Origin of the sequence: Butyrivibrio fibrisolvens (genome assembly GCF_037113525.1) — a bacterium.
Lineage (GTDB): Bacteria > Bacillota > Clostridia > Lachnospirales > Lachnospiraceae > Butyrivibrio > Butyrivibrio fibrisolvens.
In genome coordinates this window covers 4,587,366-4,606,775 of record NZ_CP146963.1, presented here as the reverse complement: position 1 = coordinate 4,606,775, position 19,410 = coordinate 4,587,366, and the positions used below count along the sequence as shown (strand labels likewise).

The 19,410-nt window shown below is 39.4% G+C and carries 14 protein-coding genes; 11 read left to right on the top strand and 3 right to left on the bottom strand.

Translation table 11 applies throughout. The features are described 5' to 3' along the window. Positions 1–72: 72 nt before the first annotated feature. The 5 genes from WAA20_RS19625 (at position 73) to WAA20_RS19605 (ending at position 6,817) form a co-directional block, all read left to right on the top strand. Positions 73–1,359 carry an exonuclease SbcCD subunit D gene (locus tag WAA20_RS19625; RefSeq protein WP_073389219.1) on the top strand — a complete coding sequence of 429 codons (1,287 nt, stop codon included), beginning with the start codon at positions 73–75 and terminating at the stop codon, positions 1,357–1,359. Beyond that, on the top strand, positions 1,359–4,250 hold the full coding sequence (locus WAA20_RS19620; RefSeq protein ID WP_073389221.1) for an AAA family ATPase: 2,892 nt from the start codon (positions 1,359–1,361) through the stop codon (positions 4,248–4,250). The genes WAA20_RS19625 and WAA20_RS19620 overlap by 1 nt, the downstream gene beginning before the upstream one ends. Before the next feature lie 340 nt (positions 4,251–4,590). After that, entirely contained in the window at positions 4,591–5,235 is a 645-nt protein-coding gene (locus WAA20_RS19615; protein WP_207649300.1) for a ribonuclease domain-containing protein, read from the top strand. 40 nt (positions 5,236–5,275) lie between these two features. After that, positions 5,276–6,259, top strand: a complete 984-nt coding sequence (locus tag WAA20_RS19610; RefSeq protein ID WP_167562747.1) for a barstar family protein — start codon at positions 5,276–5,278, stop codon at positions 6,257–6,259. Positions 6,260–6,286: 27 nt separating this feature from the next. Next, positions 6,287–6,817, top strand: a complete 531-nt coding sequence (locus WAA20_RS19605) for a nitroreductase (RefSeq protein ID WP_073389222.1) — start codon at positions 6,287–6,289, stop codon at positions 6,815–6,817. A gap of 79 nt (positions 6,818–6,896) precedes the next feature. On the opposite strand, the gene WAA20_RS19600 is transcribed toward WAA20_RS19605, so the two are convergent. Then, positions 6,897–7,439 carry a glutathione peroxidase gene (locus WAA20_RS19600; protein WP_073389224.1) on the bottom strand — a complete coding sequence of 181 codons (543 nt, stop codon included), beginning with the start codon at positions 7,437–7,439 and terminating at the stop codon, positions 6,897–6,899. A 198-nt stretch (positions 7,440–7,637) separates the two neighbouring features. Here WAA20_RS19600 and WAA20_RS19595 point away from each other — a divergent pair, with 198 nt between their 5' ends. Next, positions 7,638–8,648 carry a 3'-5' exonuclease gene (locus tag WAA20_RS19595; protein WP_073389225.1) on the top strand — a complete coding sequence of 337 codons (1,011 nt, stop codon included), beginning with the start codon at positions 7,638–7,640 and terminating at the stop codon, positions 8,646–8,648. Between the two features lie 116 nt (positions 8,649–8,764). On the opposite strand, the gene WAA20_RS19590 is transcribed toward WAA20_RS19595, so the two are convergent. Further along, the gene (locus WAA20_RS19590) at positions 8,765–10,261 is read right to left on the bottom strand and encodes a D-alanyl-D-alanine carboxypeptidase family protein (RefSeq protein ID WP_073389227.1); all 1,497 of its coding nucleotides are present in this window, start codon (positions 10,259–10,261) and stop codon (positions 8,765–8,767) included. A 169-nt stretch (positions 10,262–10,430) separates the two neighbouring features. Between WAA20_RS19590 and trmB the strand changes: the two genes are divergently transcribed. The 5 genes from trmB to nrdG all read left to right on the top strand — a co-directional run bounded on the left by trmB (position 10,431) and on the right by nrdG (position 16,677). Then, the gene (gene trmB, locus WAA20_RS19585; RefSeq protein WP_073389228.1) at positions 10,431–11,069 is read left to right on the top strand and encodes a tRNA (guanosine(46)-N7)-methyltransferase TrmB; all 639 of its coding nucleotides are present in this window, start codon (positions 10,431–10,433) and stop codon (positions 11,067–11,069) included. Between the two features lie 20 nt (positions 11,070–11,089). Next, a complete protein-coding gene (locus WAA20_RS19580; protein ID WP_073389230.1) occupies positions 11,090–12,067 on the top strand; it encodes an SH3 domain-containing protein in 978 nt (325 codons plus the stop codon). 332 nt (positions 12,068–12,399) lie between these two features. Then, entirely contained in the window at positions 12,400–13,221 is an 822-nt protein-coding gene (gene murI / locus WAA20_RS19575; protein ID WP_073389231.1) for a glutamate racemase, read from the top strand. A gap of 299 nt (positions 13,222–13,520) precedes the next feature. Next, positions 13,521–15,746 carry an anaerobic ribonucleoside-triphosphate reductase gene (gene nrdD / locus WAA20_RS19570; RefSeq protein ID WP_073389233.1) on the top strand — a complete coding sequence of 742 codons (2,226 nt, stop codon included), beginning with the start codon at positions 13,521–13,523 and terminating at the stop codon, positions 15,744–15,746. A 400-nt stretch (positions 15,747–16,146) separates the two neighbouring features. Beyond that, complete coding sequence (gene nrdG, locus WAA20_RS19565) at positions 16,147–16,677, top strand: anaerobic ribonucleoside-triphosphate reductase activating protein (protein WP_073389242.1); 531 nt, start codon at positions 16,147–16,149, stop codon at positions 16,675–16,677. A gap of 180 nt (positions 16,678–16,857) precedes the next feature. Here nrdG and WAA20_RS19560 read toward each other — a convergent pair whose 3' ends face one another. Beyond that, on the bottom strand, positions 16,858–17,997 hold the full coding sequence (locus tag WAA20_RS19560) for a glycoside hydrolase family 88 protein (protein WP_073389244.1): 1,140 nt from the start codon (positions 17,995–17,997) through the stop codon (positions 16,858–16,860). Between the last annotated feature and the right edge of the window lie 1,413 nt (positions 17,998–19,410).

The following is a 19,410-nucleotide window of genomic DNA, read 5'->3' as shown; positions in this document are numbered from 1 at the left end:
TAGTTGTTTTATCTTTGGGATATTACTAATTGATGGGGATTTTGGGGACTAGTACTGGGAGGAGTTATTTTAATGCGCCTAATGCATTTATCAGATCTGCATCTTGGAATCAAGGTATACGAATTTGATCTTTATGATGACCAAAAGTATATGCTTGATCAGCTTATTGATATTGCAAGAGAAAAATCTGTTGATGGGATCATGATCTCGGGAGATATCTATGACAGACAGGTTCCACCTGCTGAGTCTGTAGCACTCTTTGACTCATTTCTCACAAAACTTTCAAACTTAGGATTTAAAGTATATATTATCTCCGGTAATCACGATTCCCAGGAAAGACTATCTTTTGGTTCAAGGCTGATGGAAGGAAGCGGGATCTATTTTGGTGGAACTTTTGACGGAACTGTTCCGAGAATAGATCTTGAGGATGAATTTGGCCCTGTCCATATTTTCATGTTGCCATTTTTGAAGCCCACGATTGTCAGAGCACATATGCTTCCTGAAAAAGCGAGCTTCGAAGAAAATCTTGAAGAAGTCTCAGATGAAGAAATTAAAGAACTGATTGCAGATAATAAAGACAACATCGAAGAAACAATAGAAAAAAACGAAAATCAAGAAACAGAAGATAAGAGTAAAGAAAAAAATAATGAGAAAATAACAGGATATCAGGAGGCAATCGATTATGTTCTGGATAATTGCGATGTTAATGAAAATGATCGCAATATCATTATGGCTCACCAGTTCGTAACCGGTGCATCAAGAAGTGATTCCGAAGAAATAAATGTTGGCGGAGTTGATGGAATTAGCGCAGATTCTTTTGCCGGATTTGATTATGTGGCACTTGGCCATATCCATACTCCCCAGATAATCGGCGGCAAAGAAACTGTAAGATATTGCGGAACTATGCTCAAATACTCTTTTTCAGAATGTAGTCAGGATAAGAGTGTTCCAGTCATAACCTTTAAGGAAAAAGGAAATACTGAAATTGAGCTTGTGCCGCTTAAGCCTCAAAAAGATATGCGTGAAATAAAGGGAACATATCTTGAGCTTACTGCAAAAAATAATTATGCAGATACAAACACACAGGATTATCTTCACGTAACTCTCACTGATGAAGAAGATGTTCCGGATGCGCTTGGAAGGCTCAGGTCTATCTATCCCAATATCATGAAGCTTGATTATGATAACCTTCGCACGAGATCTGTTTACAACAATGAGATTCCCGATGAAGTAGAAAAAAAGTCACCTTTGGATCTTTTTGATGAATTTTATAATCTTCAAAATGGTCGAAGCCTGAATGAAGAGGAGTCATCCTATGTACAGTCCAAGATCGATGAACTCTGGGAAGGTGGTATCTGATGCGTCCACTTAATCTGACAATTTCAGCTTTTGGTCCCTACAAGGATAAGACAATCATTGATTTTACAAGGCTTGGGGAAAGGGGACTTTATCTTATAACAGGAGATACCGGTGCCGGCAAGACAACTATCTTTGATGCGATCTGCTTTGCACTTTACGGAGAACCAAGCGGAAGCAGCCGTGATCCCAAGATGTTTCGTTGTAAGTATTCGGAAGGCAGTGTGCCTACTTTTGTAGAACTTGTTTTTTCTTATCATGGTAAAGAGTACAGGGTCAAAAGAAATCCGGAGTACGAAAGACCAGCTCTTCGCGGCGGTGGTACTACAGTCCAGAAGGCAGATGCGGAGCTTTTTTTCCCAGATGGAAGAGAGCCTGTTACTAAAACAAGTGAAGTTACAAAAGAGATCGAGAAGATAATAGGTCTTTCCAAGGATCAGTTTACCCAGATCGCTATGATAGCACAGGGCGATTTTATGAAGCTTCTTTTGTCTGATACGGCGGAGAGATCCAAAATCTTCAGGCAGATCTTTATGACAGGAAGATATCAGCGCCTCCAGGATAATTTGAAAAAAGAGGCTAATAAAGCTGACAGCGAATATAAGATAAAGGCAGCTGTTGCCGAGGAATACATAGACCAGATTGAAACAAGAAATGAGGAGCAGGAAGATAAGAAAAAATATCTTGAATGCTCAAAGCTTGATGAGATCGAAGCTTTGTTTGATGAGATCGAGGAAGCTGATAAGGAAGATAAAAAAGTTTTTGCCAAAAATGAATCGGACCTTTTAAAGGAGCTTGGGGAATTAAACAAGGCGATCGGAATTGCAACCGAGAGGCAAAAATCAGAAGAGCTATTAAATAAAAGTAAGGCTATGCTTGAAGAAGCAAAGCCTGAACTTGAAGTAGCGAAAGAAAATTATAAAAAGGCAAAAGAGGATTTCAAAAAAAGTGAGCCTCTTGCTATAAAGATTTCTGCATTAAAAGAAAATCTTTCTGCTTACGATAAGCTTTCTGAGATCCAGCAGAATATTGAAAGTGGCAATAAGAACGCCAAGGCTTATACCAAAGAGATCGAGGATAATAAGAAAAAGATTTTAGAACTTGAAAAAGAGCATTCTGAGAAGAAAGCTCTTTTAATAAAGCTTTCAGATGTTTCTGCAAAGAAAGTCAGAGCAGATGAAGATCTTGCCAAAGTTAAACTTAAAGGTAAAAATGTTCAGGACATTGTTGTAGCTATTCGTAACACATACCCTGAAGAAAAAGAAGAGCTTAAAGATCTTCAGGACGATTACAAAAAAGAAGCTGAAAAGTTTGAAGAATACCAGAAAAAATATGATCTTAAGAGCCGTCTTTTTTTAGATGCTCAGGCGGGAATCCTTGCGCAGGACTTATCTGACGGAGAACCATGTCCTGTATGCGGATCAACGACACACCCTCATCTTGCGATTTTACAGGATGAAGTTCCGACGCAGAAGGATATCGATATAGCCAAAAAAGATGCAGAAAAACAAAGAACTGTCATGCAAAAAGCAGCCACTCGAGCTTCAGCAAAGAAGGCTGAAGTTGATAAGCTTTTTGACAGTATCATTGAAGACATAAAAGCATATATATCTTTTGAAGATAATGAAGAGCAGCAGACTCAGAATGATTCACTGCAAGTAGAAAGCGCATGTGGTGAAAACCTCAGCGTTATCGAAAGAATTTTAAGAGATACTGATAGTATATCTTCATACAAAGAAAAACGTGAATTCCCGGAAGATCTTATTGAAAGCTTTAATGCTGAATTCGAAGAACTTAAAAAAGCTCTCAAAGATCTGAATACAAAAATCGCAGAACTTAAGAAAGAAGCAGAGCTTGCTGACAGCCTTTCTAAAGAAGTTCCTGAACTTGAAAAGAAGATCAAGTCGATTTCTGAAAAGCAAAATGAAAATGCAGTTATGCTTAAGGAAATTGAAACAAGGCTTAAGGGCTTTGCAGAAAAAGAAAAAGAGCTGAAAGAAGGCCTCGCATTTTCTACTAAAAAAGAAGCTCAGGATCAGGTAGTAGCACTTGAACTTGAGAAAAAAGGAATAGATAAAGCCTACAAAGATTCTGATACTTCTATGCGAAATGCAGAAAAGAAGATCCAGGATCTTGAAGGAAGAATTGCGGCTCTTTCTAAGAACCTTTCAAAAGGTAAATCAGAAGATCTATCCGACCTTGAAGAAAAGAAAAAAGAAGTAAACAATAAGTATATTGAAAATAATAAAGCTCTTTCCGCAGTTAAAAACAGGATAGAGGATAACAAAGAACTTAGAAATAAGCTCGTATCGTCAGGGAATGAGCTTGCAAAGCTTGAGCATGAGCTTTCCATAAAGAAGATCATATCCCAGACGGCGAATGGAAATCTTAGCGGTAAGGCTAAGATCATGCTTGAAACTTATATTCAAAGAAGCTTTTTTGACAGGATCATTGTAAGGGCCAATGTCAGATTTATGACCATGTCAGGTGGTCATTATGAGCTTGTAAGAAGAGATGAAGACAGTCTTAAATCTCAGACAGGTCTTGAGCTTGATGTGATCGATCATTATAACGGCGGAACAAGAAATGTAAGAACTCTTTCCGGCGGTGAATCCTTTATGGCATCACTGTCTCTTGCGCTTGGACTTTCTGATGAGATACAGAGGAGCGCGGGTGGAATACAGCTTGATACAATGTTTGTGGATGAGGGATTCGGATCTTTGGATGACGCAACTTTGGATCAGGCGATCAGTTCGCTGGCATCTCTGTCTGAAGGTAACAGACTTGTGGGAATCATCTCGCACGTAAATGAGCTCAAGGAGAGGATCGATAATCAGCTGATAGTGACTGGCACGCAGGGACTTGGAAGTTTCATTGAGTGCAGAGCGGAGTAAGGGGGTGTCGCAGGAGGCGGATTCAGGGCTTTGGCAAATAAAGTCATAAGCCTCATGTAAAAATAATATTGGGTTTTCTAAGTGTCTTATCCGCTTTCGTGAACACGCAGTACTTCAGCTCCTAAGACACTAAGAAAACCCGAATATTATTTTTAAAATCGGCATATGACTTTATTTGCCAAAGCCCTAAATCCGCCTCCTGAAATCTACACTTACGCAGGCTAAGAAAGAGTAAATGATGACGAGAGGCTTGTGCTATCAGATTGACAATTATTCATGAAGATTGTTTTGTATATGGGAAGTTTGTGCTGAAAGATATTGGCATAGGAGAAATGATAAAATGAAAAGAACAATGAAACTTATAGTATCCGTACTTGTCCTAGTAGTGGCGCTTACAGGATGTTCATTATTTAAGAATGGCAACCCGGATAATGCAGAGCTTAGTAAGAGTATAGTCTTTGAAGTCGAGATGGAATCGGGGCTTGTAGAGCTTGATGGTGATGCAGCTTCAGAGGGTGTATCTTTAAAAGAAGTTTCGGATGATGGTACATCGGGTGATGTTGATAAAACAGGCGAAGAGGAGAACGTCACTTCTGCAGATGAGATAGATGCTCTTGATGAAGATGGCTACTACTACGATGTAGAAAGTGTCGTTATTTATCTTGAAACTTATGATAAGCTTCCTTCAAATTTTATTACAAAATCAGAAGCCAAGGCCCTGGGTTGGGAAGGCGGCTCTGTTGAGGATTATAAAGAGGGAGCTGCGATCGGCGGAGATAAGTTTGGTAACAGGGAGGGGATTCTTCCTGATAATAACTACACGGAGTGCGATATAGATACTAATGGTAAGGATTCAAGGGGAGCTTGCAGGCTTGTTTTTTCTGATGACGGACAGTACTATTATACTGAGGATCATTATGAATCGTTTACAGAGATTATCGTAACTGACGGCGAGATTGAATATGGCGAAGTCTTTGGAGATTAAAATCCGGAACTTCACCATGGATATTAAAAAGAGGATATATATGGAAAAAATATATACGATCAATTTAAGCGAGCTCGGGGGTCTTGAAAAAGAAGAGATCTATGATCTTCTTAAAGAAAAGCTTCATCTTCCGAACTATTGCGGAACTAATCTGGATGCACTTTATGATGCGCTTACCGAGATGGGCGAGTGTAATATTAATATTGTTGATTGCAGAGAAAATCCTGACAGCATTAAAGGTTGCGCAACTGACAATATAGGCTCAGATTCAAGTGTACCTAAAAAAGGAGAGAGCTATATCGATAAGATCAGAAAAGTATTCGAGGATGCTGCAGATCTTAATCCTGATATAAACCTTAGTATTATTAGCGGTAAGTACATTTCAAAATATATTAGCCTGTATGATTATGAATACAAAAAGGGTAGGCACTATCTAAATGCAAGCAGGAGATCTCCTGACAAGCTGGTGTACACTAAATCATCAAAAGAGTTTAAGGAGATGATCCCTGATGCAGTCAGCTGTTTTGTTATCGTAGATAATGAAATGTATGATGAGCCAAGGCTTCTTTTGTCTAATGAATACAGATATCCTACAGGGCAGTTTTTACTTAGCGTTCCGGCAGGACTTATTGATGCAAATGATGCAGATAGTAAAGAGACTCTTGGGGGAAAAGAGCTTAGTCCCTGCGAGAAGGCAGCAGTAAGAGAGATCAAGGAAGAAACAGGCATTGCTCTTTCTGATAAGGATGTGATAAAGACTGTAAATCCGCTTGTCTTCAGTACTCCCGGTATGACAGATGAAAGTAATGCACTGGTTTCTGTTGTTATAAGATCTGATATTAAAGATCAGTTATCACAGGAAGGCGCAGAAGGTTCGGAGCTTTTTGACGGCTTTGAAATATTAACCAAAGAAGAAGCTAAAAAGATATTAAAGCAAGGTGTTGATAATAACGGCATATTCTATAGCGTATATACATGTATAGCATTAATGTATTTTGTTTCTGATATGTGGACGGAAGAATAAATAATATACATCATGGGAGGAATAACAATGGGACAGGTATTAGACATTATCAAAGAGCGTAGTTCAACAAGAGGCTACACAGATGAAAAGCTTACAGCAGAAGAGCTTGATAAGATCATAGAAGCTGGGCTGTCTGCACCAACAGGTATGAACAAGCAGGAGATTCATTTTACAGTTTTAAACGGAGATAATCCTGTACTTGCAGAGATCGAAGCTGAGAAAAATAGGCTTAGAAATCTCGATAAGTTAGAGCACAATTTTTACTATGAAGCTCCAACAGTTATCATCCTTAGCGCTGAAGCTGGTTTTAAATGGAGCCAGGTTGATGCAGGAATCGCTGTACAGAACATGGCACTTGCAGCAACAGAGCTTGGACTTGGTAATGTAATCCTTGGATGCATATACGATGCACTTCATGGTGAAAAGAAAGCATATTTTTCTGAGAAGTTAGCTCTTCCTGAAAACTATGAATTTGAGATTGCTCTTGCTGTTGGACATAAGGCTGTTACTAAAGAGCCTCATACATTTGAAAGAGATAAGCAGGTTACAGTTCTTTGATTTTGCAACTTGTATAAAAAACTTCGCACTTATAAAATCTTTCCAATACCTTGAAGATTTTATAAGTGCGAAGTTTGAGTTATATAAGAGATTCAACGCACTTCTTAACTTCATTCATAGAAGCAGTTGGCTCGAATCTTGCAACAACTTCGCCCTTACGGTCAATGATGAACTTTGTGAAGTTCCATTTGATGTTAGGGTTATTTTTGTAATCTTTGTCGATTGTCTTAAGCATAGCGCTCATAGCAAGAGCCTTAGCACCTTTACCGAATCCTTCGAAGCCTTTCTGGCTCTTAAGATATTCAAATAAAGGAAGCTGATTTTCACCGTTAACATCAGATTTCTTCATCTGAGGGAACTGAGTATTGTACTTAAGTGTGCAGAACTCATGGATCTCTTCATCTGTTCCCGGAGTCTGGCCAGCAAACTGATTGCAGGGAACGTCTACAACTTCAAATCCCTTGTCATGAAACTCTTCATAGATATTTTCAATATCTTCGTACTGAGGTGTGAAGCCGCAGCCGGTTGCTGTATTAACAACCATGACAACCTTTCCCTCAAAGTCTTTCATAGAAACTTCTTCACCTTTTGTATTAGGTACACTGTAATCATAAAATCCCATTACACACTCCTATCTCGGCTATATGGCACGTGAACACAATAAATTGTTTCCAATTACGTTTAACATAATACAATTATATTGTATGCAATTCAAAATGTCAACAAGATTTAAAAAAAGCTAAAAAATCCCTATTTTCTCGTTTGTCAGAAGCCATGAATTCACTGTATAATAGAACTGCTAAATACGAGGAAATATAATATGTCGAATTATATTGTTTTTGACCTTGAGTGGAATCAGGGTGAGAGCGTCAGGGAGCAGGAACTTAAAGAGCTTCCTTTCGAAATAGTTGAGATCGGAGCGGTCAGACTTAATGAAGATCGCGTGGAAACAGGCACTTTTTCAAGACTTATACATCCACAGGTTTATCAGACCATGCACCAGATCACAGGCAAGATAATACACCTTACCATGGATGATCTTAAGGATGCAGATCCATTTACTACAGTTATTGCAGACTTTCTTGAATGGTGTGGAGAAGATCCTATATTCTGCAGCTGGGGAACGCTTGATCTTCCCGAGCTTCAGCGCAATATGGATTACTATGATCTGGATCCTTTATCAGACGGTCCGATCGAATTCATGGATGTGCAGAAGCTTTTTTCCCTTGCCTTTGAAGATGGTAAATCACGCAGATCACTTGAATATGGAATAGATTTCTTAGAGCTTAGTAAAGATCAGGCATTTCACAGAGCCTTGTCTGATGCAAGATACACAGCAAGTATTTTCCAGGCGATCCCGGATAAGTTCCTTCGCTATGTTTCTTTTGATAACTATGTGACACCTAAGGATAAGCGCCAGGAGATCCACATTGTATTCGACAATTATGCCAAGTACATATCAAGAGAATTTGCGGATAAGGAAGAGCTTCTTCAGGATCCTGAGGTTATAAGCACAAGATGTTATCTGTGCCACAAGAATCTTCGTCGTAAGATAAGATGGTTTACTCCTAATGGAAAGCACTATTACGCCCTTTCCCAGTGTCCTAAGCACGGCTTCATGAAGTCCAAGGTCAGGGTCAAAAAAGCTGAAGACGGCGGATACTATGCAGTTAAGACCAGTAAGTTCGTCGATGCTGACGGAGTACAGGATATAAGGCAGAAACAGCTTCGTGCCAAGGCTCATTCAAGGCGCGTCAAGAAGAACCAGGAGCTCAAAAAGAATAATAAAGAAACTCCAAAGGAAAAAGATAATAATCCGAAAGACCAGTAATTATCATAAATAAGGCCCGAAATATTATAAATCAAATTATAAAAGTGGATTACATGGATACATTAAAAGCCCATATCGGAATGTTCATTTTTGACACATCCGATACGGGCTTATTTTTATTTCTTCTTAGGTTTTTTATAAGTGAGCTTGTGCTGTTTCAGGAGCTTTTGCCTTCGCTTATATCTTCTTCTTTCTTTAGGATCATTGCCTGCATAATGAAGCGAACTGATAAAAGCCGAAAGATTCGTTATAAAGATAATGCTTCCTGCTACGGCCGATACGATGATTATTATGAGCTTAACGTTAACGTATATCGACTGGTTCAGGGCTGTATCCTTATCAGTCGTTGTGTTCGAGAATTGGAAGGAAGTCTGCGAGCTGCTGGTCATGACTCTTGCAGACCCAACGCTTACACCATTATATGAATAGTTAACGACCGCGATAGTTCCCTTGGGCTGGCCTGACACATCGCTGCTGACTTCAGAAGAACAGTCGTTTATAGATGCTGTGATCGGCAGGATGATACTGTCATCATCGTTCCATTCAATAACATTGCCTGAGTATCCGAAGATATCATTCTCTGAGAAAAAAAAGCTCGTGTCTTCGGGAATATAGTAGTTATCATTGTCAGAAACATTTACTATCTGGAAGTTATTAAAACCGTAATCAAAAAGCGTAGTCGTATCAGTAAACTGGTATGGAGATTCTTCTTTAAGAACAACACATACAAGCTTCATACCGTTTCTGGAAGCGCAGGTTACAAGCGTCTCTCTTGCTTCTGCAGTATAACCTGTTTTGCCCCCTAAGATTCCATCATAGGAGATCTCTCCATTTATTAGCTTGTGCTTATTGTTTATATAAAAATCATCCGGCTGAGTATCAGTTGGGGTAAAGTGATATCTTGCAGTATTACCAATGCTTGACAGAAGCTCATTTGAGAAAAAAGCACAGGCGATAAGTGCAAGGTCATGGGCACTTGTATAATGATCTTCACTAAAAAGGCCGTTTGCATTTACAAAATGTGAATGAGTACACCCAAGCTCTTTGGCCCTCTTATTCATAAGATCCGCAAAGTCATCAAGCGAGCCTGCAACATGCTCAGCAACAGCGTTTGCACATTCATTTGCAGATCCAACCATGATTCCGTAAAGGCACTGTTCAAGACTCATGGACTGACCGGCATCAATACCGATATTGGAACCGTCTCTTGGAACAGAGTGAACAGCGTTATAAGAGAAGGTTACCGTATCATTCATGTCAGCATTCTCAGCTGCAAGAAGACAGGTCAGGATCTTGGTGGTACTTGCAGGGTAGAGCTCTTCATCAATATTTTTTGCATAAAGGATCGTGCCTGTGTTAGCTTCTAAAAGTATCGCTGCCTGCGCTCCGATCGCAGGACCTTCCGGCCAGTCGTCCGTATTATTGGACTGTATCTCAAGAGTTTTGCGCTGTTCCATTTCAGCTTTATAGTCGGGAGCTGCCTGACAGGTAGAAGAAAAAGATGATAATGTCACAAAAACAGCAGCAATTGCAGCAGATATACGGGCTATAGGCTTTCGGGGATTCTTTTTATACTTAATCTTTTTTCTATGATCATAAAAATCAGAAAACATTACTTATCTGACCTTTCGTTTTTTTATATTCGCCATCAAAACTTAATGTTAACGATTAGGCAATAATTTGTACATTAAATAAGTTTGACATATACTAGTAAAATTATACATAATAGTTGGTGTATTTGAAAGTACAGAAAGATATTAGTAGTAAGGAAATGTAATAATTATGCGACTTAGAAACATACCCGGCGCACGTGAAAAAATAGCTGAAAACGAATGGTCAATAAAGGACCCTGAAAAAAATAAGGGAAGATGGAATGAAGTTTTCGGCAACGACAACCCTATCCGTATCGAGGTTGGAATGGGTAAAGGCCGTTTTATCATGACACTTGCTCAGGAGAATCCTGACGTTAACTATATTGGAATCGAGAAGTATTCAAGCGTAATGCTTCGCGGCCTTCAGAAACAGGAAGAGCTTCAGCTTCCCAATATCCGTTTTATCAGAATGGAAGCAGAGGTCCTTACTGAAGTTTTTGGTAAAGGCGAGATAGATAGAATATATCTTAATTTTTCAGACCCATGGCCTAAGGACAGACATGCAAAGAGACGTCTTCCATCAAGAGAATTCCTTCACAGATATGATGAGATCCTGAAGAAAGACGGAGTTGTAGAGTTCAAGACAGACAACACAGATCTTTTTGCATTTGCTCTTGAAGAGGTAGAGCCTGCCGGATGGCATTTGGATAAGGTAACACACGATCTTCACAATGATCCTGTTATGAATGAGGGGAACGTCATGACAGAATATGAAGAGAAGTTTTCATCTATGGGAAACCCAATCTGCAAGTACATTGTTAGCAGATAAGAGACTGGGGGAGGACTAACATGCCAGAAAAAATCTATAACATCGGTGATTTCAAAAAAGAAGAGGCGCAGGGAAAAGCTCCACTTCCTCAAAAGCCGGCAGCACTTCGCACACCTTATGTCAGACCTGATGAAATGAATCCTGATGAAATACAGATTGAGGATCCAATGAATTTCCTTACTTCTGAGGAAAAACAGGAATATATCAAGGCCCATCAGGAGACAATCCTAAGGAACAATGCTGTAGGCGAAGTAAGACAGGAAGTTAACGGAAGAAGAAATGCTCAGTATATGAGCAGAAGAGTAGGTAATGATGGCCCTTATCAGGGTAATCCTGGATATTCTTATCAGGATGGTTATCAAAATCGCCCGAATGCTCAGTATGGAAGAGGCGGATATGAAAGTCACCCTTCTCAGGGATATTCTGACGGATACGAAGATGACTATTACGAACAGTACGATGATGGATATAACGATGGTTATGATCAGGGTGATTACTACGAAGGTCAGCCGGACTATCAGCAGGGATATTCCGATGAAATGTATCAGGACCAGGCAGATTATGAGGAATACGCAGAGGATATGGAAGGCGGAGAAGACAAGATGGCTATCATCACCAAGATCCTTGCAGGTGTTACAGCTCTTCTTATAATCGTAATAGCTATCATGTTCATCTTTAACAAAGTTAATGATCCTGCAAAGGAACCTGAAACAGGTGATGAATTTGCCTATACCGGCGATAATACCGTAGCAGAAGAATCCGGTGATTCAGAAGATTCACAAGGTCAGGCTCAGGAAGAGGTTGCAGGTACTCCTGTATATACCACAAGCGGTCTTAACCTTAGAACTTCACCTGAAAAGACTGATTCCAACAAGGCTATGTCTGTAGACGCCGGAACAGAGCTTATAATGGTCGGAGAAGAGAACGGCTGGGCCAAGGTTTATTATCAGGGCCAGTACTATTATTGTTCCAAAGCATACCTGACACCAAATAAATAAAATAACATTACCGGCTTAGGGATATCCTTAAGCCGGCTTTTTTGTGATAATTCCAGCAAAACTACAATAAAAAATTAATTTATACGCAAAATCGTACAATGCTTGAAGTGGTAAATTGCTGTATTGGTCGGTTTTTGAGTGTCTGTGGGCGCCTAATTAATCAGAATAACATTTCAGCACTTTTATACATTGTCACAAAATCAGGAATAGAATATTATTAATGAGGACAGAAACGGAGGCAGCAGTTACTGCCTCCGTTTCATTTGCACGGTTGTGCACAAAAGGCACAGTTAACGCGTTTTTAGATTTTCAAATAAGAAGAGTGTGACCTTATGAAGATAGGAATTTTTGATTCAGGTTTTGGCGGTCTTTCAGTACTTCACGAAGCTTACCACAGACTTGGAGATGCAGAATATCTTTTTTATGCTGATCTTGATCACGTTCCATACGGGCTTAAGACTTCCGAGCAGATCAAAGAATATACAAGAAACATAACAAGATTCCTAATAGACAAGGGAGCTGAGGCTATAGTTATAGCCTGCAATACAGCAACCGCAGTGGCAGTCGAGACTTTAAGGCAGGAGTTCGACCTTCCGATCCTTGGAATGGAACCGGCTGTAAAGCCTGCTGTAGAAGAGACCTCTTCCAAGAAGCGCATTCTTGTGATAGCAACACCTGTTACTATCAGGGAAAAGAAGCTCTCTCATCTTCTTGAAAGAGTTGATGAAGATCACAGAGTAGACCTTCTTGCCATGCCTCATCTTGTAACCTTTGCGGAGAATGAGCAGTTTGAAGGCCCTGAAGTTGATGAGTATATTAACGAGCAGTTTGCCTCCTTTGATCTGTCCAAGTACCAGGCACTTGTTCTTGGATGCACACATTTCAACTATTTTAAGCCTGCATACAGAAAGGCATTTGGTAAGGATATTCTTCTGGTGGACGGTAACGTTGGTACTATAAGGCACCTTGCTGATGTTTGCGGCCTTAAATACAACGAAAAGGAAGCTTTTAATGTATCTTTTTCAGATACAGAAAAAATGCTTCATGATATAGAAACACAATATTTTGTGTCTGGTAATCCGATAACTGAAAAAAATCTACTAAATCATGTATTACGCATGCATAATAGACTGGAAGCGGTTCGAGAGCTATAAGGCTCTTTATGTAAAAATGCTGATTGTCTAAATTTTGTGCACAATTACACGGGGTAAAGTCTCTTTACCCACTTGAAAATAACTACATTTTGTATTAACATTTATTTAGAAACACAATATATAGTAATTAAATATCCATTCACGATAGTTTTACTTATATTTTCCAAATTTTTTCAAGAATAGTTTTTTTCCATACAAATATCTCAGCATAAATTGATCAGGCGGGTGTTTTTGGGACCGCGCAGGGTACTGATGCGTTTTTGTGCTGTATTTTGATAAAAAATAATTAGGAGGGCTCCATGAAAATCATTAAGAGGAGTGGCGAAGAGGTTTTGTTTGATGGTGGTAAGATAATTGCAGCTATTAAGAAGGCTAATCTCACAGTCACTGAGGATAAGCGTCTTTCAGATGAGGATATCATCCGTATAGAGAGTGATGTTGAAGCTAAATGTAATAACCTGACTCGTGCAGCTAACGTAGAAGAGATTCAGGATTTCGTTGAGAATGCACTTATGGATGCAGGCAATAATGATGTTGCCCGTAAGTATATTACATATCGTTATCAGCATGCTCTTATGCGTAAGGCTAATACTACCGACGATAAGATCATGTCACTTATCGAGTGCAATAATGAAGAAGTTAAGCAGGAGAACTCCAACAAGAATCCTACAGTTAACAGCGTACAGCGTGATTACATGGCAGGTGAAGTAAGCCGTGATATCACAAGACGTTTCCTTCTGCCTCCGGAAGTAGTTAAGGCTCATGAAGAGGGTATCATCCATTTCCATGATTCAGACTACTTTGCTCAGCATATGCATAACTGCTGTCTTGTAAACCTTGACGATATGCTTCAGAACGGAACAGTTATTTCTGAGACTCTTATCGAGCCTCCGAAGAGCTTTTCAACTGCATGTAATATTGCAACTCAGGCTATTGCTCAGATCGCAAGCTCACAGTATGGTGGACAGTCAATTACACTTTCACATCTTGTTCCTTTTGTAGATGTAAGCCGTCAGAAATTCCGCAAGCAGGTTCGTATGGAACTTGAGCAGGCCGGAATCGATGCTTCAGATGAGAAGATCGATGAGATCGCTGAGATGCGCGTTCGCAAGGAGATCAAAGACGGTGTTCAGGAGATCCAGTATCAGGTAATCACACTTATGACTACCAATGGTCAGGCTCCTTTCATCACAGTATTCATGTACCTTGACGAGGTTCCTGAAGGACAGCTTCGTGATGACCTTGCAGCAGTTATAGAAGAGATGCTCAAGCAGCGTATCCAGGGAGTTAAGAACGAGAAGGGTGTTTACATCACACCTGCTTTCCCTAAGCTTATCTATGTTCTTGATGAGGATAATATAACTCCTGATTCCAAGTACTGGAATCTTACACAGCTTGCAGCAAAGTGTACAGCTAAGCGTATGGTACCTGACTACATCTCAGCTAAGAAGATGCGTGAGTACAAGAATGGTGACGTATATCCTTGCATGGGCTGCAGATCTTTCCTTACACCTGATACAGAAGGTCTTGGCCAGGATGGAAGCCACAAGTACTATGGTCGTTTCAATCAGGGCGTTGTTACTATAAATCTTGTTGATGTTGCTTGTTCATCAGGCCAGGACGAAGATAAGTTCTGGGAACTTATGGAAGAAAGAACAGAGCTTTGCTACGAAGCTCTTATGTGCAGACACAAAAGACTTATAGGCACACCATCCGATGTTGCTCCTATCCTTTGGCAGTTCGGTGCTCTTGCAAGACTTAAGAAGGGTGAGACGATCGACAAGCTCCTTTTCAATAACTACTCAACAATAAGCCTTGGATATGCAGGCCTTTATGAGTGTACAAAGTTCATGAAGGGCGTATCACATACAGATGAAGATGGTAAAGAGTTCGCACTTAAAGTAATGCAGTTCCTTAACGATAAGTGTGCTAAGTGGAAGGCTGAGACTAATATCGCATTTTCACTTTATGGAACTCCTCTTGAATCAACAACTTATAAGTTCGCAAGATGCCTCCAGAAGAGATTCGGAATCATTCCTGGAGTTACAGACAAGAACTATATTACAAACAGCTATCATGTACATGTATCTGAGAAAATTGATGCTTTCTCAAAGCTCAAATTTGAATCAGAGTTCCAGGCCCTTTCACCAGGCGGAGCTATCAGCTATGTAGAAGTTCCAAATATGATGGACAACATCGATGCGGTTCTTTCTATCATGCAGTATATATATGAGAACATCATGTATGCTGAACTTAATACAAAGTCAGATTACTGCCAGTGCTGCGGTTACACGGGAGAGATCCAGATCGTCACAGACGAAGATGGAAAGCTCGTATGGGAGTGCCCGAACTGCGGCAACAGAAATCAGGACAAGATGAACGTTGCAAGACGTACTTGCGGCTACATCGGAACTCAGTACTGGAATCAGGGACGTACCCAGGAGATCAAGGAAAGAGTTCTTCATGTATCAAACGAAACTCTTGTACCTGAGGCAGAAGAGATAGCAGAAACTGTTAATGCATGACTTTTTGTCACTTCGTTCCAAAAGTCATGTAAATAGGCCAATTGAGAACACCTTCGGTGCCTAGCCTATTTACCTACCGATTCACTTTCTTACGAAATCCGCAGTAAATGCGGATTTCTGATTCAAAGTTGCGAAAACATATAACTTTTAAATCTATAAGAGATTTAAGAAAACTGTGGATCTAAGAGGCGTTCACAGTAAAAATGCTGATTACCGGGAAGGTTCATATATGTATGCTCGGTATGAAAACAGCGGTATGGGGAGGATGAGGCCGGATGCAAATCCGGCCTCATTTGTAATGAGTTTGAAAACAAATTTTCAAACTCTACGACATGGTGTAACAAGTTCCACCATGTCAAATGATTAGAGGCTTGGGGCGTTCGGATATGAGGTTATGAATATGAATTATGGACAGATAATAAAAAATGATGTTGCTAATGGTATAGGCTGCAGAACTTCTCTTTTTGTATCGGGTTGTACTCATCACTGTAAGGGTTGCTTCAATGAAATGACCTGGGACTTTGAGTACGGACTTAAGTTTACCAAGGCAGTAGAAGATGATATCATCGAATCTCTTAAACCCGCCTACATTGCAGGTATCACCATCCTTGGCGGCGAACCTATGGAGATACGAAATCAGGAAGTTTTAAGACCATTCCTTGAGAGAATCAAAAAAGAAGTCCCCAAGGCAACTATATGGATCTACTCCGGATATACATGGGAAGAGTTAACAGATCCTAATAATAAGAGGTGCCACGGAAATGATACAGATGCGATTCTCTCAATGACAGATATACTTGTTGACGGAGAATTTGTACTTGCCCAAAAAGACATGATGCTCAGATTCAAAGGCTCCAGCAACCAAAGAATAATAGATGTAAGAAAAACTATTGCCGAAGGCCAAGTGGTTCTTTCAGAATATAATAACTAACGGCTTTATATGTAGAAGTGCCTCGTTTCTTGGAGATTCCTGAGACTGGCAGTTGGTAAATGATTTTGTTGTCATGAAAATAAAATCATTTACCAACTGCCAGTCTCAGGAATTTCCAAGAAACGGGACACTTTTTTAGTGTAAAGTCAGTTATTATAAAGTAACAAAGGTTGTATGTTTTTAATTTCGTAAAAGTTCAGTATATGCGTAGATGAAGGGCCCTACGCCTTTTGCTTCGTTCTCTACGACTGGTTCAGAAAAATAATACTCCAGAGAACCGTCTCGGTGAGAAGCGCCTCCGAGGCCGGAGACAAGGCAGATTCCGGAGAGCTTTGGAGTTCCATCTTCGTTTCTGCCAAGGTACTTGTCTGCGATTCCGTCGAAAGCTTTTACGCCATATTCTCTATATTTATTATCAATATAGCCAAGCCTTGTGCCCTTTAAGATTGCATAGGATATAAGAGCCGTTCCGGATGTTTCGAGATAGTTCCTTGTATCGTCTGGAAGATTAACTATATCGTAGAACAGACCACTTTCGTCCTGATACTTAATAAGGGCTTCTACAAGATCACCAAGCATCTTGTGAAGGTGTTCCTGCTCATCTTTACATACATCTCCTGCAGCTTCGCATACATCAACAAGAGATGCTGCAAACCAGCCAAGTGCTCTAAGCCAGAAATTAGGGCTGCATCCAGTATCCTTATCAGCCCAGTACATTTCTCTACTTTCATCATATCCGTGATAATAAAGACCCGTTTCAGGATCTTTCATGAACTTCTCAACATTTCTGAACTGCTTAAAGCTATCTATGCATCCTTCAATACTTCCATATCTTCTTTCATATTCCATATAAAAAGGCTGCGCCATATAAAGACCATCAAGCCATACCTGATTCGGATATATCTTTTTGTGCCAGAAGTTTCCATCTTTAGTACGAGGCATAGTTTCAAGCTGGGCTCTTACAGTGTCCATCGCTTTTCTGTATTTCTCTTTGCCTGTAAGATCATAGAGCTTAAAAAGACATGTAGCACTATTAACATTATCTATGTTGTACTCTTCAGCGCTGTAAGTCTTGATCGATCCATCTTCATTCACAAACCATCCAAGGAACTTGTCTGCAAAATCAAGATACTTCTTATCCCCGCTTATATCATAAAGATTAAGAAGACTAGTTATCATACACCCATCAATATAATTCCACTTATTAGGCTTGCCCCCTAATATCTTCTCTATATTCCACATGGGATGCTCCGCATCAGACCTCGCCATGAGCATATCCACATATTCATTTAACATAGTTATGGTTTCGTTTCTGTCCATGTTCTCCCTCATTTAGAGCATTTATAACTTGGCTACGGTTAAAAAATTATTCTTATCGCTCCAAGTTATCAGGTTTAGATGTAATTATGGTAAATTTCTAAAAGAAAGTAATCGCTTACAAGCTTTAAAAATAAACATTATTAGAAACTCATCTGTAAGCAGTTACTATTTTATCATAATAATCCCCCAAAATACATCTACCAAAATACCAATAATCATCATGCCATTTTATCTATTTTGATAATCGTGATTTTAATATTTATTTAAATATATGTTATGCAACCAAATCAGTTAGTAAAAGAGGAGCCTTTTTTCTAAAAAGCTCCTTGCAAAAACTTTGTAGTCCACTCAAAAATCTTATTCTAACAGCTCAACTTAGCAGAAAGTAAATATATCAATAACTTTGAAGATTAGGGAGGGTGGCAGTTAATAAATGATCTAGTTGTCTTCGAGAGTTTTATTAAATTCAAGAGCATGAAATCCGGGGCTCTATATTCTGTTTAGGATCCGCATGTTTGAGCGCAGCGAGTTTCGGATCCTAGAATATAAAGCCCCAGATTTCATGCCTTGAATTATAAAACTCGAGAGACAACCAGATCATTTATTAACTGCCACCCTCCCTAATCGGCACAACCTATACCAATTTAAAATCTGCCAATTTTTGCATAACAAAAGAGACGACCTTACGTCGTCTCTTTTGTTAGTACTTAATCTCCGAAAACGGTGATCATATTTCCCTGGTTCTCAGTCATTCGATCCAGCAGTCACACCACCTTTTCTTGACATCCTACCTGATTCCCAATCCGAATGAAGCGAAAGCCATTCTTATATGAATCGGAAAATACGATCTGACACGTTGTGTACAGGTCCAAGTGAAGCTTAAGCCACCCTTTCTCTGTTTGCGTCGCTCCGTTTGTATTAAGTAACTTTAATATAACAGATAAAAAGATAGTTTTCAATCACTTTTGCAAAAAAATATTTATTTTCTGTAAATTCAGTTTTATCACAACAATATACTGTTAATTTAAAATAATAAAACTATTATTCAGAGATATTGAGGGTGATAATAAAACGAAATACCACATATTGTGGTTTAAATTGTCAGAATATTTATAAAATCGTAAGAATTCTCTGTGCTTACTACCTATATTAATACAAAGAAAACCCATCGTATGGCAAGTACGATGGGTTTCAGGTAGGAGATTTACAGACTATGTTTGTTGGCGATACGGATTGGCAAGATCCGTGCCCTGGCAGGGGCATTTGGCTAACTGGCAAGTTAGCTATCGCTAACGATATTCATATTAGCATATGCTAACAAAAAGCGCAAGTACTTTTTTATTCTTTTTCGTAATATTTTTTTGATATAGCCGGTTATAAAATTCATACAATTACAACATGACGAATATTATT

What these genes read in the sequence shown, in the direction of transcription:
- WAA20_RS19625 (WP_073389219.1), top strand. Translation starts at nt 73, where the DNA reads ATGCGCCTAATGCATTTATCAGATCTGCATCTTGGAATCAAGGTATAC.
- WAA20_RS19620 (WP_073389221.1), top strand. Translation starts at nt 1,359, where the DNA reads ATGCGTCCACTTAATCTGACAATTTCAGCTTTTGGTCCCTACAAGGAT.
- WAA20_RS19615 (WP_207649300.1), top strand. Translation starts at nt 4,591, where the DNA reads ATGAAAAGAACAATGAAACTTATAGTATCCGTACTTGTCCTAGTAGTG.
- WAA20_RS19610 (WP_167562747.1), top strand. Translation starts at nt 5,276, where the DNA reads ATGGAAAAAATATATACGATCAATTTAAGCGAGCTCGGGGGTCTTGAA.
- WAA20_RS19605 (WP_073389222.1), top strand. Translation starts at nt 6,287, where the DNA reads ATGGGACAGGTATTAGACATTATCAAAGAGCGTAGTTCAACAAGAGGC.
- WAA20_RS19600 (WP_073389224.1), bottom strand. Translation starts at nt 7,439, where the DNA reads ATGGGATTTTATGATTACAGTGTACCTAATACAAAAGGTGAAGAAGTT.
- WAA20_RS19595 (WP_073389225.1), top strand. Translation starts at nt 7,638, where the DNA reads ATGTCGAATTATATTGTTTTTGACCTTGAGTGGAATCAGGGTGAGAGC.
- WAA20_RS19590 (WP_073389227.1), bottom strand. Translation starts at nt 10,261, where the DNA reads ATGTTTTCTGATTTTTATGATCATAGAAAAAAGATTAAGTATAAAAAG.
- trmB (WP_073389228.1), top strand. Translation starts at nt 10,431, where the DNA reads ATGCGACTTAGAAACATACCCGGCGCACGTGAAAAAATAGCTGAAAAC.
- WAA20_RS19580 (WP_073389230.1), top strand. Translation starts at nt 11,090, where the DNA reads ATGCCAGAAAAAATCTATAACATCGGTGATTTCAAAAAAGAAGAGGCG.
- murI (WP_073389231.1), top strand. Translation starts at nt 12,400, where the DNA reads ATGAAGATAGGAATTTTTGATTCAGGTTTTGGCGGTCTTTCAGTACTT.
- nrdD (WP_073389233.1), top strand. Translation starts at nt 13,521, where the DNA reads ATGAAAATCATTAAGAGGAGTGGCGAAGAGGTTTTGTTTGATGGTGGT.
- nrdG (WP_073389242.1), top strand. Translation starts at nt 16,147, where the DNA reads ATGAATTATGGACAGATAATAAAAAATGATGTTGCTAATGGTATAGGC.
- WAA20_RS19560 (WP_073389244.1), bottom strand. Translation starts at nt 17,997, where the DNA reads ATGGACAGAAACGAAACCATAACTATGTTAAATGAATATGTGGATATG.